The 13,872-nt window shown below is 65.4% G+C and carries 18 protein-coding genes; 12 read left to right on the top strand and 6 right to left on the bottom strand.

The genetic code is table 11. The annotated features are described in order from the left end of the window. Window positions 1-80: 80 nt before the first annotated feature. Complete coding sequence (locus tag PVW27_RS01695; protein ID WP_274554807.1) at window positions 81-383, bottom strand: c-type cytochrome; 303 nt, start codon at window positions 381-383, stop codon at window positions 81-83. A gap of 156 nt (window positions 384-539) precedes the next feature. Here PVW27_RS01695 and PVW27_RS01700 point away from each other — a divergent pair, with 156 nt between their 5' ends. From PVW27_RS01700 to PVW27_RS01715, 4 genes are all read left to right on the top strand, one after another. Beyond that, on the top strand, window positions 540-1,340 hold the full coding sequence (locus tag PVW27_RS01700; RefSeq protein WP_274554808.1) for a DUF4394 domain-containing protein: 801 nt from the start codon (window positions 540-542) through the stop codon (window positions 1,338-1,340). Window positions 1,341-1,604: 264 nt separating this feature from the next. Beyond that, the gene (locus tag PVW27_RS01705; RefSeq protein ID WP_432762049.1) at window positions 1,605-2,069 is read left to right on the top strand and encodes a sigma-70 family RNA polymerase sigma factor; all 465 of its coding nucleotides are present in this window, start codon (window positions 1,605-1,607) and stop codon (window positions 2,067-2,069) included. Continuing rightward, window positions 2,066-2,794, top strand: a complete 729-nt coding sequence (locus PVW27_RS01710) for an anti-sigma factor (RefSeq protein ID WP_274554810.1) — start codon at window positions 2,066-2,068, stop codon at window positions 2,792-2,794. Before PVW27_RS01705 ends, PVW27_RS01710 begins: the two co-directional genes overlap by 4 nt. A 135-nt stretch (window positions 2,795-2,929) precedes the next feature. Further along, window positions 2,930-3,604 carry a hypothetical protein gene (locus tag PVW27_RS01715; RefSeq protein ID WP_274554811.1) on the top strand — a complete coding sequence of 225 codons (675 nt, stop codon included), beginning with the start codon at window positions 2,930-2,932 and terminating at the stop codon, window positions 3,602-3,604. Between the two features lie 3 nt (window positions 3,605-3,607). Here PVW27_RS01715 and PVW27_RS01720 read toward each other — a convergent pair whose 3' ends face one another. The 3 genes from PVW27_RS01720 to PVW27_RS01730 are packed head-to-tail and all read right to left on the bottom strand — an operon-like array spanning window position 3,608 to window position 5,930. Then, entirely contained in the window at window positions 3,608-4,948 is a 1,341-nt protein-coding gene (locus tag PVW27_RS01720) for a sensor histidine kinase (RefSeq protein ID WP_274554812.1), read from the bottom strand. Beyond that, the gene (locus tag PVW27_RS01725; RefSeq protein WP_274554813.1) at window positions 4,945-5,610 is read right to left on the bottom strand and encodes a response regulator transcription factor; all 666 of its coding nucleotides are present in this window, start codon (window positions 5,608-5,610) and stop codon (window positions 4,945-4,947) included. Before PVW27_RS01725 ends, PVW27_RS01720 begins: the two co-directional genes overlap by 4 nt. Beyond that, window positions 5,610-5,930: a PepSY domain-containing protein gene (locus tag PVW27_RS01730; RefSeq protein WP_274554814.1), complete on the bottom strand. Its 321-nt coding sequence runs from the start codon at window positions 5,928-5,930 to the stop codon at window positions 5,610-5,612. The genes PVW27_RS01725 and PVW27_RS01730 overlap by 1 nt, the downstream gene beginning before the upstream one ends. A 135-nt stretch (window positions 5,931-6,065) precedes the next feature. Between PVW27_RS01730 and PVW27_RS01735 the strand changes: the two genes are divergently transcribed. Beyond that, window positions 6,066-6,365, top strand: a complete 300-nt coding sequence (locus PVW27_RS01735) for a PepSY domain-containing protein (RefSeq protein ID WP_274554815.1) — start codon at window positions 6,066-6,068, stop codon at window positions 6,363-6,365. Window positions 6,366-6,401: 36 nt separating this feature from the next. On the opposite strand, the gene PVW27_RS01740 is transcribed toward PVW27_RS01735, so the two are convergent. Further along, window positions 6,402-7,292: a LysR family transcriptional regulator gene (locus PVW27_RS01740; protein WP_274554816.1), complete on the bottom strand. Its 891-nt coding sequence runs from the start codon at window positions 7,290-7,292 to the stop codon at window positions 6,402-6,404. A 110-nt stretch (window positions 7,293-7,402) separates the two neighbouring features. Between PVW27_RS01740 and amaB the strand changes: the two genes are divergently transcribed. From amaB to PVW27_RS01765, 5 genes are all read left to right on the top strand, one after another. Continuing rightward, complete coding sequence (gene amaB, locus PVW27_RS01745) at window positions 7,403-8,905, top strand: L-piperidine-6-carboxylate dehydrogenase (protein WP_274554817.1); 1,503 nt, start codon at window positions 7,403-7,405, stop codon at window positions 8,903-8,905. Between the two features lie 40 nt (window positions 8,906-8,945). Next, entirely contained in the window at window positions 8,946-9,251 is a 306-nt protein-coding gene (locus PVW27_RS01750) for a DUF6522 family protein (RefSeq protein WP_274554818.1), read from the top strand. Between the two features lie 88 nt (window positions 9,252-9,339). Further along, a complete protein-coding gene (locus tag PVW27_RS01755; RefSeq protein WP_274554819.1) occupies window positions 9,340-9,684 on the top strand; it encodes a RidA family protein in 345 nt (114 codons plus the stop codon). 138 nt (window positions 9,685-9,822) lie between these two features. Further along, window positions 9,823-9,948, top strand: a complete 126-nt coding sequence (locus PVW27_RS01760; protein WP_274554820.1) for a hypothetical protein — start codon at window positions 9,823-9,825, stop codon at window positions 9,946-9,948. A 60-nt stretch (window positions 9,949-10,008) separates the two neighbouring features. After that, window positions 10,009-10,353 carry a TfoX/Sxy family protein gene (locus PVW27_RS01765; RefSeq protein ID WP_274554821.1) on the top strand — a complete coding sequence of 115 codons (345 nt, stop codon included), beginning with the start codon at window positions 10,009-10,011 and terminating at the stop codon, window positions 10,351-10,353. 56 nt (window positions 10,354-10,409) lie between these two features. Here PVW27_RS01765 and ndk read toward each other — a convergent pair whose 3' ends face one another. After that, window positions 10,410-10,832 (bottom strand): nucleoside-diphosphate kinase, encoded by a 423-nt coding sequence (ndk, locus tag PVW27_RS01770; protein WP_274554822.1) that lies wholly within the window; start codon window positions 10,830-10,832, stop codon window positions 10,410-10,412. A gap of 136 nt (window positions 10,833-10,968) precedes the next feature. Here ndk and PVW27_RS01775 point away from each other — a divergent pair, with 136 nt between their 5' ends. Together PVW27_RS01775 and PVW27_RS01780 are read left to right on the top strand one after the other, a co-directional pair. Then, complete coding sequence (locus tag PVW27_RS01775; protein ID WP_274554823.1) at window positions 10,969-12,816, top strand: ABC-F family ATP-binding cassette domain-containing protein; 1,848 nt, start codon at window positions 10,969-10,971, stop codon at window positions 12,814-12,816. 423 nt (window positions 12,817-13,239) lie between these two features. Continuing rightward, window positions 13,240-13,809, top strand: coding sequence for a hypothetical protein (locus PVW27_RS01780; protein WP_274554824.1), 570 nt, complete (start codon window positions 13,240-13,242; stop codon window positions 13,807-13,809). Window positions 13,810-13,872: the final 63 nt, after the last annotated feature.

Consider the following 13,872-nt stretch of genomic DNA (forward strand, 5'->3'; position numbering starts at 1 on the left):
GGCAAAGACTATCACGGAATCCGGCCCGCACATAGCAGCCAGAGCGGATGTGGCGGCCCGCCGCCTTGGGGCATCCTCCGCTATCTCACCTGGATCGACTCCAGATACAGGATCAGCGCCGTCACCTGCTCGGCTTCCAGCACGAATTCGGGCATCTCATGGCTGACCATGATGCCTTCGGCCAGGGCTTCTTCCAGATATTCAACCGGATAAAGCCGCCCCAGAAAGCGAAACGGAATGGCCCGGGGATTGGGGCTGGCATCGTCCTGCGTGACGGCATGACAGCGGGCGCAGTTCTCCTTGACCAGTGCCTCGCCCGTCGCGACCGGATCGGCCGCCGCAGGCAGGGGCAGCAGCAACAGCGCAGCAAGGTATGGGCGCATGACGGATCTCCCTTGAGTACTCCACTCCATAACGCAGTCCGCAGCGTCCACGTCAAAAAAAATCGCGCCCCCTGCATCCAAAGCCGCATCCCACCGAGTCCTAGGGGTATGGAGGCTGCGGATAGGCCGCAGTCGACGCTTCGAAGGACTGAACACATGATCAAGACACTTCCCGCTTTGACCGTTGCCGCGCTGATGACCACCACCGCCGCTTTTGCCGATGACCACGGCGGCCTGATGGCGATCGGCCTGTCCGGAGACAAGACCCTGCACCAGATCGACGCCGCCACCGCCACGGTCAAAGCCTCGATGGAGGTCGAGGGCGTGACCAGACTGCTGGGCATCGACCTGCGCCCGGCCACCGGCCAGTTGATCGGCGTCACCGACACTTTCGACATCGTCGAGATCGACCCGATGACCGGCGCCGCCACCAAGATCTCCACCATGAACACCCCGCTGCCCGTCATGGGCGACGCGCCGGTGATCGTGGACTTCAACCCGATGGCCGACCGCCTGCGCTTCATGTCGGGCACCACGAACCACCGCGTCAACGTGGACACCGGCGAAGTCATCGTGGACGGATCACTGGCCTATGATTCCGCCGACATGCATGCGGGCGAAGAGCCGGCCATCGCCGCCGCCGCCTATATCAACTCCTTCGGCAAGCCCGACTCCACCGCGATGTTCAACATCGACAGCACCATCGTGGCGCTGATCCAGCAGACCTCGCCCAATGACGGCGTGCTGGCGGCCATCGGCAAGCTGGGGATCGACGGTTCCGACAGCTATGCCTTCGACGTCGCCACCGATGCGGATGGCAACAACACCGCATGGCTGGCAACTGCGGACAAGCTGCACACCGTCTCGCTGGAAGACGGCACCGTGCAGGAAAGCTGGGACCTGATGGAAACGGGTGGCGCGATGCTGCGCGACATCACCTTCATGACCGCAAAGTAACCGCCCCACCAAGACAGGCTGGTGCGGCGCAGTCCGCGCCAGCCTTCCCCGCCGCTCCGCCCCATGCGCGACACCGCCCATCGCGATCCGTTCTGCAACCCCGCGCAAGGTTGCGGTTTGACACCAAAGCCCAAGGCCACTAGCTCTGACAGGACTGCGGTGGCATCCGGATGCCGCGAAACAAGAGCGGACGATGTTGTGACGGATCATGCCACCTGGATCAAGGCCTGTGCGGCAGGTGACAAATCGGCGCTGCAAGCGCTGATGACCGCCGAAGGCGGGCGCATGTTCGGCGTCGCGCAGCGGATGTTGCGGCGGATCGACCTTGCCGAGGATGCAGTGCAGGATGCCTTCGTCCTGATCTGGAAGCGGTCCCATCAATTCGATCCCAGCCGCGGCAGTGCCAGAGGATGGGTCTATACAATTCTCCGCAACCGCTGTCTGACGATGCTGCGCAACGAGGACAGGGTGCAACCGATCGGGCCCGAGGCCATGGAATCCGCCATCAACGACCAGGACCTCGACACCGCCTTCGACAGGCTGGACCAGACCGACGACCTGCGCCGCTGTCTGGAACGGCTTGACCTGCAAACGCGGCGTGCGATCCTGTCATCCTATGTGCTGGGTCACAGCCATGGTGAAATCGCAGGCCGCATGGCCGCCCCTCTGGGCTCGGTCAAATCATGGGTCCGGCGCGGCCTGACCAAGCTGAGGGAGTGTTTGTCATGACCGACCGTTCCCTCGATCTGTTGATCGACGAAGTCGCCCTTGGCCTTGCCGACGACGCCGATATCGCGCGGCTGGACCGGATGGCGCAGGCCGATCCCGCCATCGCCGCCCGTCTGGATCAGGCCCGCCAGCGCCTGCTTGCGCTGGATGATACGGCCGATGCCCTGCCCCTGCCCGAGGGCTTCTGGACACGCCTCGAAGCACGGCTGGACGCGGAGGAGACGACCACCCCCCCCGCAGCGCCACAGCCCGCTCAACAGAACGTGGTGGAGCTGTCATCCATCCGCAACGCCATGCACCGCTGGCGTGCGACCGCCGTCGCGGGCATGGCCGCCGCGCTGATGCTGGGCGTCATGCTGGCATGGGTCGCGCTGTCCCGGCCCGAACCCGCCGTGATCGCCGTCCTGCTCAACGACGCGGGCGAGGCCATCGCTCTGGTCGAAGGCCTGCCCGACAACACGACCCGGATCACCCTGCTGGAGCGGCAGAACGTGGCGGCCGATCAGGTCATGCAGGTCTGGACCAAGCCCGAAGAGGATGGTCCCCCCGTCTCGCTGGGCCTGCTGTCCACCGGTCGCTCCAGCACGCTCACCATCGACGGCCTGCCCACACCGCGCCCGCAACAGCTCTATGAAATCACCTTCGAGCCCGCCGGCGGATCGCCCACGCAACTGCCCACCGGGCCAATCCTCGGAAAAGGTCTGGCCAAGGAACCCGTGACCTGACCCCGGCCCGGTCTTTCCGGCACCGCCCCTGTCCCCGCCAGAACGCCGCGCCGCGCGTTTTCCGATGTCCTGCGCCGCGTTCTGCTGTCACAAGGGGCAGCGCAGCCACCGCTGCCAGTGCAGGACCGGACCGGGATGACAGAACCGCAGGATCAGACAGGATGGGCCACCGGGCTGGCGCGCAGCCTTCTGCGGCTGGCCGTCGTGGCGTTGCTGGCCTATGCCATCCATCTGCTCATCGGCTGGGCGCAGATCGCGACCAAGGGGCTGGATGACGCAGCGGGGATGCGCCTTGCGCTGCTTCTGGCACTGCTCGCGGTCTATGCCCTGCTGATCGCCGTTCCGTTCGTGCCGGGTGTCGAAATCGGCCTGATGCTCATGGCGATCGAGGGCGGCTGGATCGCGCCTTTCGTCTATCTCGCGACACTCGCGGGTCTGATGCTGGCCTATCTGCTGGGCCGCCACCTGCCCATCCGCCGCCTGCGCGCAGCCCTGGCCGACCTGCGTCTGCACCGCGCCTGTGCCCTGATCGACCGGATGGACGGCCTCGACCAGACGCAACGGCTGGCCCTGCTGCAAAGCCGCCTGCCCGCGGCGATACGCGGCCCCGCCATCCGCCATCGCCATCTGGCTCTGGCCCTTCTGGTCAACCTGCCCGGCAATGCGCTGGTCGGGGGCGGCGGCGGCATCCTGATGCTCTCGGGGCTGAGCGGCCTCTTCTCCCTGCCATCCGTCCTGCTGACACTGGCGCTGGCCGTCGCGCCTGTGCCGCTGATCGTCTGGGCCTTCGACCTCGGCTGGCCGCTCTGACCGTCAGGCCAGCGGCAGAACCAATGTCGCCGACAGGCCCGGCCCGGCCTCTTCCAACTCCAGCACCCCGCCCGCCGCTTCCGCAATCTCGGCGGCGATAGCCAGCCCCAGCCCGGTGCCCGGCCCCGTCTCATCCGCCCGCACACCGCGCGCCATCATCGCCGCGCGCCGATCCGCAGGCAGACCCGGCCCGTCATCGCGCACCGTCACCCGCGCCTGCGCCCCCATGACGACGGCCCCCACCTCGACCCGTCCCGCCGCATGGCGCGCCGCATTCTCGGCCAGCGCGCCCAGGGCCTCGGACAGATCCGCCGCGTCGATCGCCAGCAGCAGATCGTCCGGCACATCGACCTGCCACGCCAGACGCTGCCCGCCGGGGGTGCGTTGCAACACCGCCACCACCGAACGCGCCACCGCCGCCGCCCCGGCACGGGCATTACGGCTGTGCAAGGCAATCCGCGTGCGCGCCAATTCCCGGTCCACATGGGCGCGCATGGTCACCACGACGACCTCGATCCCCTCGGCCGCCTGCGCCTGATCGGCCGCGCGCAACCGCGCCGCCTCACCCATCAGCGCCTGCAACGGGGTCTTGAGCCCATGCGCCAGATCCCCTGCCCGCCCCCGTGCACGCTCCACATCCGCCTCGCGCGCGGTCAGAAGCGCATCCAGCTCCGCCGCCAAAGGCTGCACCTCCTGCGGCCAGTCCCCGCCCATCCGCCGCCGCCGCCCGTCGCGCAGGGCCGAGACCTCGGCCCCGACCCGCCGCAGCGGCTTGAGGCCCAGCGTCACCTGCGCCCATTGCGCCGCGATCAGCACCATCCCCAGCACTGCCAGATAGGGAAACATGTCCCGCAGAAACGCCCGCCGCGCCGCGCCCAATTCGGCCGTGTCCAGCGCCACGGCTGCCCGCGCCCGGCCCGCGCCCAGCGATGCCGGCAGGGTCACATGCTGTTCCAGCACCAGAACCTCCGCCCCCTCCGGCCCGATCAGCAGATGGTTGTGCCGTGTCGCATCCGCCCCATCCTCCACCGGCAGGGCCAGTTCCACATCCCATAGCGAGCGTGACCGCAGCACGGCTCCATCCGCCGCGATCTGCCAGTAAAGCCCGCTATAGGGTTGCTCAAAGCGCGGATCGGCCGGGGGCAGAACCTGCGCCAGCGCGCCATCGACCCGCGCCAGCCCCGCCAGAACCCGGTCCAGTTGCACCGACAGATCCGCCAACGCGCGGCGCTCCACATGGGTGCCGAACAGATGGGCCAGTCCCAGCGCCGCCAGACCCAGCGCCAGCACCACGGCCACCGCTCCGGCCACCATCAGACGCCAGCGCAGCGACAGCGCGGTCACGGTGTCAGCCCCTCCAGCGCATAGCCGAAACCGCGACGGGTCTCGATCACCCCGGCCCCCAGTTTGCGCCTGAGCCGCGCAATCACCGCCTCCAGCGCATTGACCTCGCGCGCGTCATCGTCACCGTAAAGATGCTCCAGCAACTCGGTCGGCGCGATCACCCGGTCGCGGTGCAGCACCAGATAGGCCAGCAGCCGATATTCCTGCGCCGTCACCGCCACCGGCACCCCGCGCAAGGCCACCGTCATGCGGTTGGTATCCAGCGTCAGGGGGCCCGCCTCCTGCAAGGCACCGGCCCGTCCGGCGGACCGGCGCACCAGCGCGCGGGCCCGCGCCACCAACTCCTCCATCCGGAAGGGCTTGGGCAGGTAATCATCGGCCCCGGCCTCGATCCCCTCGACCCGCTCCTGCCATGACCCGCGCGCCGTCAGGATCAGGACGGGCGTCTCGCATCCCGCCGCGCGCCAGCGTTTCAGCACCGACAAGCCGTCCATCCCCGGAAGGCCCAGATCCAGAACGATCAGGTCATAGGCTTCCGTATCGCCCAGAAACCACGCCTCCTGCCCGTCCGCGCAGGTCTCGGTCCGGAAACCCGCCGCATCCAGCGCGGCGGCCAGATCAGCGGCGATCCGCGGATCATCCTCGACAGCCAGCGCCCGCATCAATCATCCTCATCGTCGAAATCGCGCTCGATGATCCGGCCCGAGGCCGCGTCGATCTCCAGCTCCAGCAAACGGCCATCCCGCGTCAGCAGGTCCAGCTCATAGACCCAGCGGCCATCGTCGCGGTCCAGATCGACCTCGATCACCCGCCCGTCACTGTCGGCCCTGGCAATGTCCAAAATCCGTGACAGCGGCAGGATCTCGCCCCGCTCCAGCGCCTTGCGCGCGCGGTCATGATCCTCCCGGTCCGCCAGCACGGGGGCTGCGGTCAGCGCCAGCACGGGCACCAGAAACAGGATCAGAGGGGTCAGGCGTCTCATGGGTCCATTCTCTATCCAATGCGACCTGACAGCAAGCTGACAGCACCCGTCAGGCCCATGTCAGGCGACTCGGCGGATAAGGGCCCCATCCACCGCGGCGCTCTTGCCGCATCCCACCCAGACAGGAGACTGACCATGACACGTATTCTTCCCCTTGCCGCTGCCCTGGCCCTGAGCGCGGGCCTTGTCACCGCCACGGCCCATGCCTCGGACAGCACCAGCCGCGCCTTCGGCACCATGCCGCCCCGCGCCGAATGGATGAAGGTTTCTGACCTTGTCCTCAAGTTCGAAGCCCAAGGCTACACCATCCACGAACTGGATACCGATGATGGTATCTACGAGATCGAAATGACCGATGCCAACGGCCTGCGGGTCGAGGCCTACCTGCACCCCGTCACCGGCGAGCCGCTCCAGCGTCAGCGCGACGACGACTGACCGACATGCAGGGTGACGCGGTCCAGCAGGGCCGCGTCACCCGGCCCGGCTGGCCGTGTCCAGCCAGTCGATCAGCGCCCGCAGCGCAGGCCCGACCGGGCGCATCTGCGGCCAGACCAGAAAATAGATCCCTTCGACGGCCGTGTACTCCGGCACCAAAGGCACCAGACGCCCGCGCGCGAATTCCGCCTGAGCCACACATTCCGGCAGCAAGGCCGCCCCGAACCCCAGCGCCGCCGCCTCGGCCAGCGGCGCGAACTGGTCGAACACCATCCCCCGCAGCGGTTGCGCCGCACAGCCCTGCCGCTCGAACCAGTCCTCCCAGCCCCCCGGACGGCTTTCCAGATGCAGCAGCGGCAACGCCCGGATCGCCGCGACCGCCATGAACCCGCCAGCGCACATCGCAGGGGCCGCAGCCGGAATCACCCGCTCCTGCGCCAGTTCCAGATAATCCACCCCCGGCCAGTCCCGCGCCCCGAAATGAATCGCCGCGTCAAAGCCTTCATGGTTGAAGTCAAAGGCCGCGACCCGCGTGCCCATATTCACGATCAGCCCCGGATGTGCATCGGCAAAGCCTTTCAGTCGCGGCGTCAGCCAATGCATCCCGAACGCGGGCAACACCGCCAGATTGAGACTGCTGCGCGCCCCGCCCGCGCGGATTCGCAACCCGGCCCGCGCCAGAGCCTGCAACGTCTCGCGCACCGCCCGCGCATAGTCGATCCCCGCAGGAGTCAGGGCCAACCCCTTGCCCTCGCGGATGAACAGGGTCACGCCCAACTGCTCCTCCAGCACCTTCAACTGCCGACTGACCGCGGAATGGGTCAGCGACAGGTCCTCGGCCGCCGCCGTGGCCGTGCCCAACCGCTCCACCGCCTCCAGCGCCAGTAACGAGGGGATCGAGGGCAAAAACCGTCTTGGCGCGATCATGTGCGTAAATCTCCAACCTGTTGACCAAATCATCACTTATCCTTGCGCTAGCAGAGCGATAGACTTGTGCAAACCGAAAACCACACGCGGCCCGCCGCCCGGAGAAGACCATGACACACACCGCCACGCTCACCGCCGCCGGGCTGCCCCCCGCCGCGCTCACCGGGGGCGACCTCAACGTCCGCTCGCCCATCGACGGGGCGACGCTGGCTGAACTGCCCCAAACCACCGCCGCCGACATGCCCGCCGTCATCGCCCGCGCGCAATCGGCCTTCGCCGCATGGCGCAATGTCCCCGCCCCCCGGCGCGGCGAACTCATCCGCCTCTGGGGCGAGGAGTTGCGCGCCGCCAAGGCCGAACTCGGCGCGCTGGTCACATTGGAAGTGGGCAAGATCACCTCCGAGGGGCTGGGCGAGGTGCAGGAGATGATCGACATCTGCGATTTCGCCGTCGGCCTCTCGCGCCAGCTTTACGGCCTGACCATCGCCTCCGAACGTCCCGGCCACCGCATGGCCGAGACATGGCACCCCATCGGTCCCGTGGGCATCATCAGCGCCTTCAACTTCCCCGTCGCGGTCTATAGCTGGAACGCGGCACTGGCCCTTGTCTGCGGCAATCCGGTGATCTGGAAACCCTCCGAGAAATCCCCCCTCACCGCCATGGCCACGCAACGCATCATGGAACGCGCGCTGGCCCGCTTCGGCGATGACGCGCCGGAGGGCCTGTGCCAACTGGTCATCGGCGGTGCCGATCTGGGCGCAGCCCTCGCCGCCGCGCCACAGGTGCCAGTCCTTTCCGCCACAGGCTCCACCCGCATGGGCGGCATCGTCGGCCCGCAAGTCCTGTCCCGCTGGGGCCGCCCCATTCTCGAACTGGGCGGCAACAACGCGATGATCGTGGCCCCCTCCGCAGATCTCGACATGGCCGTGCGCGCCATCGTCTTTGGCGCGGTCGGCACAGCGGGGCAACGCTGCACCTCGCTGCGCCGCCTGATCGTGCACCGTTCCATCCATGCCGATCTGGTGGACCGTCTGAAACGCGCCTATGCGACCCTGCCCATCGGCGACCCGCGCAAACCCGGCACGCTGATCGGCCCTCTGATCGACACGCCCGCCCGCGACCGGATGCTGGCGCAACTGGACAAGGCAAGGGCCGAGGGCGGCACCGTCATCGGCGGCGATGCCGTGACCAAGGACGTGCCCGCCGACGGGGCCTATGTCAGCCCGGCTCTGGTGATCATGCCCGCCCAGACCGACACCGTGCGCACCGAAACCTTCGCGCCGATCCTTTACGTGATGGACTATGACGATCTCGATCAGGCGATTGCGATGCAGAACGATGTGCCGCAGGGCCTCTCCTCCTGCATCTTCACACTGGACCTGCGCGAGGCGGAAACCTTCCTCTCCGCCGCAGGCTCGGATTGCGGCATCGCCAATGTGAATATCGGACCCTCCGGCGCGGAAATCGGCGGGGCCTTCGGCGGTGAAAAGGAAACCGGCGGCGGGCGCGAATCCGGCTCGGACGCATGGAAAGGCTACATGCGCCGCCAGACCAGCACGGTGAACTACTCCCGCCATCTGCCACTGGCGCAGGGCGTGCGCTTCGATCTCTGACAGGGCTTGCCCCCGGTGGGGTGCCTGCTAGTCTGATCTGATGGAACAACCGCAGACACCCCTTGATGCCACCGACCGCGTGGCCATCGGCCCCGATGGCTTCATCGTCCCCGCCGAAGTGCTGGGGGCCGCCTTCACCCTGCCCGCCGCCGATGTGCCCGTCCTGATGCGCGCAGGCACCATCACCAGCCGTCTGGAACAGGGGCAGGATGACGATGCGGGCACCTTCCGCCTCACCTTCTACCATGGCGCGCAGGCCCTGCGCCTGATCATCGACGCCGAAGGGCGCATCCTCAAACGCACCCGCTTTCCCGTGACGCGCAGGACTCCCCCCACCCCGGCCTGATCCGATGTCATCCGGCACCGCTTGCAGAACGCGCCCCGCATCGCTATCCGCAACCCATCCCATCCACGGCACCGCGAAAGGACAGCCCATGATCGAACGTATCGGAACCGGCCCGCGCATGAGCGCGATCGTCAAGCACAACGGCACCATCTATCTGGCCGGTCAGGTCGGCGAAGGGGCCACCGTCGCCGAACAGACCGCCGACTGCCTGCGGCAAGTGGACGACTTGCTGGCACAGGCCGGCAGCGACAAGACCCATATCCTGCAAACCATCATCTGGCTGTCCGATATGGCCGATTTCGCCGAGATGAACGCTGTCTGGGACGGCTGGGTCGCGCCGGGCCACACCCCCGCCCGCGCCACCGGCGAGGCGAAACTGGCCGCCCCCAAATACCGGGTCGAGATCATCGTGACTGCGGCGGAAAAGGCATAATCCCGCCGATAACACAACGGCCCGCACCGCTTTTGCTTGCGGCGCGGGCCGACGCTTCCTAGGTGACAGACAGGGACATTCCCCATCACCCCCGAGAACCGCGCAAAGCGGCCGGGATCACCGCAGGAGCAGACCACCATGGCCCAGGCAGCCAAACCGCAGACCCAATCCCCCAAACCGACCCCGACCCCCGCGACGCCCGTGACCGCCCAACAGGCAACACCGCGCCCCGGATCGGTCTATACCGACTTCGCCAGCATCTGACAGCGATGACCCTGCGCGCGCAGGCGTGACAGGTGCGGTCCGCACTGGCACAGTCGCGGCATGAGCACGCCTGTCACCACGATTCCGAATATCGGCCCCGCCTTCGCCCGCGATCTGGCGCGCGCTGGCATCAACTCGGCCGAGGACTTGCGCGCCCTTGGCCCCGACACCGCCTATGGCCGGATGATCGCCGCCGGGGTGCGCCCGCATTTCATCGGATATTACGTGCTGGTCATGGCCCTTCAGGGCCGCCCGTGGAACGACTGCAAAGGCGCGGAAAAAGCCGCCCTGCGGGTGCGGTTCGATGCGCTCAAATCCACCCATGACGACGCGGACCTGCGCCATCTGGAAGCCGTGCTCGACGCCATCGGCGTGGTCACGCCGGAACGGCTGGCGCGGCGCTGACAACAAAAAAGGGGCGCATCGCTGCGCCCCTTTCTCAACCGTCACAAGCTGAAAGATCAGCCCACCAGTTCCAGACCCGAGAAGAAATACGCGATCTCTTCCGCCGCCGTTTCCGGCGCGTCCGACCCGTGGACCGAGTTCTCGCCGATCGACAGCGCGAATTCCTTGCGGATCGTGCCCTCAGCCGCCTCGGCGGGGTTCGTCGCGCCCATCACTTCGCGGTTCTTCAGAACGGCGTTCTCGCCTTCCAGAACCTGCACGACGATCGGCTCGGACGCCATGAACTCGCACAGTTCGTCATAGAAGGGACGCTCCTTGTGCACCGCATAGAACACCCCGGCCTGCGCCTTGGTCAGGTGGATCCGCTTCTGCGCCACGATCCGCAGGCCAGCGGCCTCGAATTTGGCGTTGATGGCGCCGGTCAGGTTGCGCTTGGTGGCGTCGGGTTTGATGATCGAAAAGGTGCGCTGAATGGCCATGTCGTTGCTCTTTCTGTCTGCAAGGATGCCGGGCCCCATGCCCCGCACCCGATGAAATCGCCGCGCTCCTATCATGGCCCCCCACGCTTGAAAAGGCGTGATTGACCCCGCCCGCGGCTTCGGGCATGGGAGGCGCATGTTACGCATCACAGATCTGACCTTCAACATCGAAGGCCGCCCGCTCTTCGAGTCCGCCTCCGCCACCATCCCGACAGGCCATAAAGTCGGCCTGATCGGCCGCAATGGCGCGGGCAAGACGACGCTGTTCAAACTGATCCGGGGCGAATTGCCGTTGGAGGGGGGCACCATCACCCTGCCCGCCCGCGCCCGCATCGGTGGCGTCGCACAGGAGGTGCCCGGCAACGAGGTCTCGCTGCTGGACACCGTCCTTGCCGCGGATACCGAACGCGCCGCCCTGCTGGCCGAGGCGGAGACCGCCACCGATCCCGCCCGCATCTCCGAGGTGCAGACCCGCCTCGCCGATATCGACGCCTGGTCGGCCGAGGCGCGCGCCTCCTCCATCCTGCGCGGTCTGGGCTTCGACGCGTCCGAACAGCTCATGCCCTGCTCCGCCTTCTCGGGCGGCTGGCGGATGCGCGTGGCCCTCGCCGCCGTCCTCTTCGCGCAGCCCGACTACCTGCTGCTGGATGAGCCGACCAACTATCTCGACCTTGAAGGCGCGCTCTGGCTTGAGAACTACCTGATGAAATACCCCCACACGGTGCTCATCATCTCTCACGACCGCGAGCTTCTGAACCGCGCTGTCGGCTCCATCCTGCATCTGGAAGACCGCAAACTCACCTATTACTCCGGCAATTACGATCAATTCGCCCGCCAGCGCGCCGCCCAAAGGGCCATCCTGACCGCCGCCGCCAAGAAACAGGACGCCCGCCGCGCCCATCTGCAAAGCTTCGTCGACCGCTTCAAGGCCAAGGCCAGCAAGGCCAAACAGGCCCAGTCCCGCGTCAAGATGCTGGAAAAGATGGAAACCATCCGCGCGCCCGAAGATGCCGCCCGCACTGTCTTTTCCTTCCCCGAACCCGAGGAGCTTTCGCCTCCCATCATCTCGATCGAGAATGGCAGCACCGGCTATGGCGACACCGTCGTGCTGCGCAACCTCAACCTGCGCATCGATCAGGATGACCGCATCGCCCTGCTGGGCAAGAACGGTCAGGGCAAATCGACTTTGTCGAAACTCCTCTCGGGCCGCCTTGCCGCCATGGGCGGCAAGACCACGCAATCCACCAAGCTGCGCATCGGTTTTTTCGCGCAACATCAGGTGGATGAGCTGCGGGTCGAGGAAACACCCCTCCAGCACCTGCTGCGCGAACGCCCGGCGGAAGGTCAGGCCAAGCTGCGCGCCCGTCTCGCAGGTTTCGGCCTTGGCGCAGCACAAGCCGAAACCGAAGTGGGCCGCCTCTCGGGCGGGCAGAAAGCCCGCCTCTCGCTGCTCTTGGCGACCCTGCCCGCACCGCATCTTCTGATCCTCGACGAGCCGACCAACCACCTCGATATCGAAAGCCGCGAAGCGCTGGTCGAAGCCCTCACCGCCTATTCCGGCGCGGTGATCCTTGTCAGCCATGACATGCACCTTCTGTCCATGGTCGCGGATCGTTTGTGGCTGGTGCAGGACGGTACCGTGCGCCCCTATGAGGAAGACCTTGAAACCTATCGGAAGATGCTGCTGCAATCCGATACGCCCGCAAAGTCCAAGGACAAACCGCGCGAGGCCGCGCCCAAACCCAGCCGCGACCAGATCATGGCCCTGCGCGCCGAGGTCCGCAAATGCGAAGAGCGCGTGAACAAGCTCAACGAGATGGGCGACAAACTGGCCAAGAAACTGGCCGACCCCACCCTCTATGACGAGCGCAAGGACGAACTGGTCGTCTGGCAGAAGAAATACGCCGAACTCCGCGAAGCCCTCGACCGCGCCGAGGCCATGTGGATGACCGCGCTGGAGAAACTGGAGAAGGCCGAGGCGTAAGCCGGGCCTTCCTTTTTCACGCCTTTGAAACTAACCGTGCCGTCGCAGACCCGCGGGGTGGCGATCCGACCTCAGTTCGGGGCACTTTATCCCTGCCACATCTTTGAGCCTCAGTTCAGGCCACAACGGTCACAAAATCGCCGCCCCAGGGGGCGGGTCGGCGATCGCGCGGCGGCCTGCGGCCTTGATTCCGCGCGGGGGCGGGACGACTTGTATTCCATTTCGATTGGCACCTAACTACTTTCACCACACCTTGTTTACGAATCTGTTGAGGGACATGTGCGAGTATTAGTGGATAATTCAGTTCTCCATCACTCAGTTGAACATCAAAGTGCTTGGTTGGACATTGGTGTAGAACGCTGGGGTGGAAACAACGGGATCAATATAAATACAGGACGGCTAGCCAGTAGAAATATCCCAATCATGATCAAGGATACAAAAGGCGGCCAGCAGAGCAAATATATTGCGGCACTCGCACTTGCTCACATAAAGGGTGAATGGGAGGCTCACACCACTGACGCACTTGACCTAGAACGCCTAGAGCAGCCAAGCAATAAATTTTTAGGCATAGGCTATGCTTCATTTTCTTGGTTTGGAAAGATCAAGCGTGTTTCTAATAGTACTTTATCTGGATTTTCTTGCATTTTTCCAAGTGAACTAACACCAAATGAAAGATTCAGGGAGTTTCTAGCATCTCAAGCCGATTCCGAATACTTGGAAATTAGGAACCATCTCTTTGAAGTAAACAGATCTGACAAGTCAAACCAAGATGCATGGCATCTTTTCTGTGTTGGACTATTGAAACTCGATTATCTTTTAACTTGTGATACAGCACTCCTAGGTCAAATTAAGAGTATCCGGAATCAACAGTTTCGCAAAAGACTTCTCAAGACAGTTCTACTTCCTAAAAACTTATGTGAACTTATGGGCCTAGAAGGTGCCACAGAATCTGACTTTAGCTATTTGTTGAACTTTTTAGGCGGATGGCGTTGACAGAGGTTTTGCCGCCAATTCCGTTAAAATTTCCCTAACGCCGCCGCGTAACCTATTGAAATC

It is taken from the genome of Seohaeicola sp. 4SK31, assembly GCF_028802875.1.
Taxonomy (GTDB): Bacteria; Pseudomonadota; Alphaproteobacteria; order Rhodobacterales; family Rhodobacteraceae; genus Seohaeicola.

Coding starts and splice junctions, on each gene's coding strand:
- PVW27_RS01755 (WP_274554819.1), top strand. CDS start 9,340: ATGATCGAACGTATCGGAACCGGCCCGCGCATGAGCGCGATCGTCAAG.
- PVW27_RS01725 (WP_274554813.1), bottom strand. CDS start 5,610: ATGCGGGCGCTGGCTGTCGAGGATGATCCGCGGATCGCCGCTGATCTG.
- amaB (WP_274554817.1), top strand. CDS start 7,403: ATGACACACACCGCCACGCTCACCGCCGCCGGGCTGCCCCCCGCCGCG.
- PVW27_RS01765 (WP_274554821.1), top strand. CDS start 10,009: ATGAGCACGCCTGTCACCACGATTCCGAATATCGGCCCCGCCTTCGCC.
- PVW27_RS01710 (WP_274554810.1), top strand. CDS start 2,066: ATGACCGACCGTTCCCTCGATCTGTTGATCGACGAAGTCGCCCTTGGC.
- PVW27_RS01695 (WP_274554807.1), bottom strand. CDS start 383: ATGCGCCCATACCTTGCTGCGCTGTTGCTGCTGCCCCTGCCTGCGGCG.
- PVW27_RS01750 (WP_274554818.1), top strand. CDS start 8,946: ATGGAACAACCGCAGACACCCCTTGATGCCACCGACCGCGTGGCCATC.
- PVW27_RS01780 (WP_274554824.1), top strand. CDS start 13,240: ATGATCAAGGATACAAAAGGCGGCCAGCAGAGCAAATATATTGCGGCA.
- ndk (WP_274554822.1), bottom strand. CDS start 10,832: ATGGCCATTCAGCGCACCTTTTCGATCATCAAACCCGACGCCACCAAG.
- PVW27_RS01760 (WP_274554820.1), top strand. CDS start 9,823: ATGGCCCAGGCAGCCAAACCGCAGACCCAATCCCCCAAACCGACCCCG.
- PVW27_RS01730 (WP_274554814.1), bottom strand. CDS start 5,930: ATGAGACGCCTGACCCCTCTGATCCTGTTTCTGGTGCCCGTGCTGGCG.
- PVW27_RS01740 (WP_274554816.1), bottom strand. CDS start 7,292: ATGATCGCGCCAAGACGGTTTTTGCCCTCGATCCCCTCGTTACTGGCG.
- PVW27_RS01775 (WP_274554823.1), top strand. CDS start 10,969: ATGTTACGCATCACAGATCTGACCTTCAACATCGAAGGCCGCCCGCTC.
- PVW27_RS01700 (WP_274554808.1), top strand. CDS start 540: ATGATCAAGACACTTCCCGCTTTGACCGTTGCCGCGCTGATGACCACC.
- PVW27_RS01705 (WP_432762049.1), top strand. CDS start 1,605: ATGACCGCCGAAGGCGGGCGCATGTTCGGCGTCGCGCAGCGGATGTTG.
- PVW27_RS01715 (WP_274554811.1), top strand. CDS start 2,930: ATGACAGAACCGCAGGATCAGACAGGATGGGCCACCGGGCTGGCGCGC.
- PVW27_RS01735 (WP_274554815.1), top strand. CDS start 6,066: ATGACACGTATTCTTCCCCTTGCCGCTGCCCTGGCCCTGAGCGCGGGC.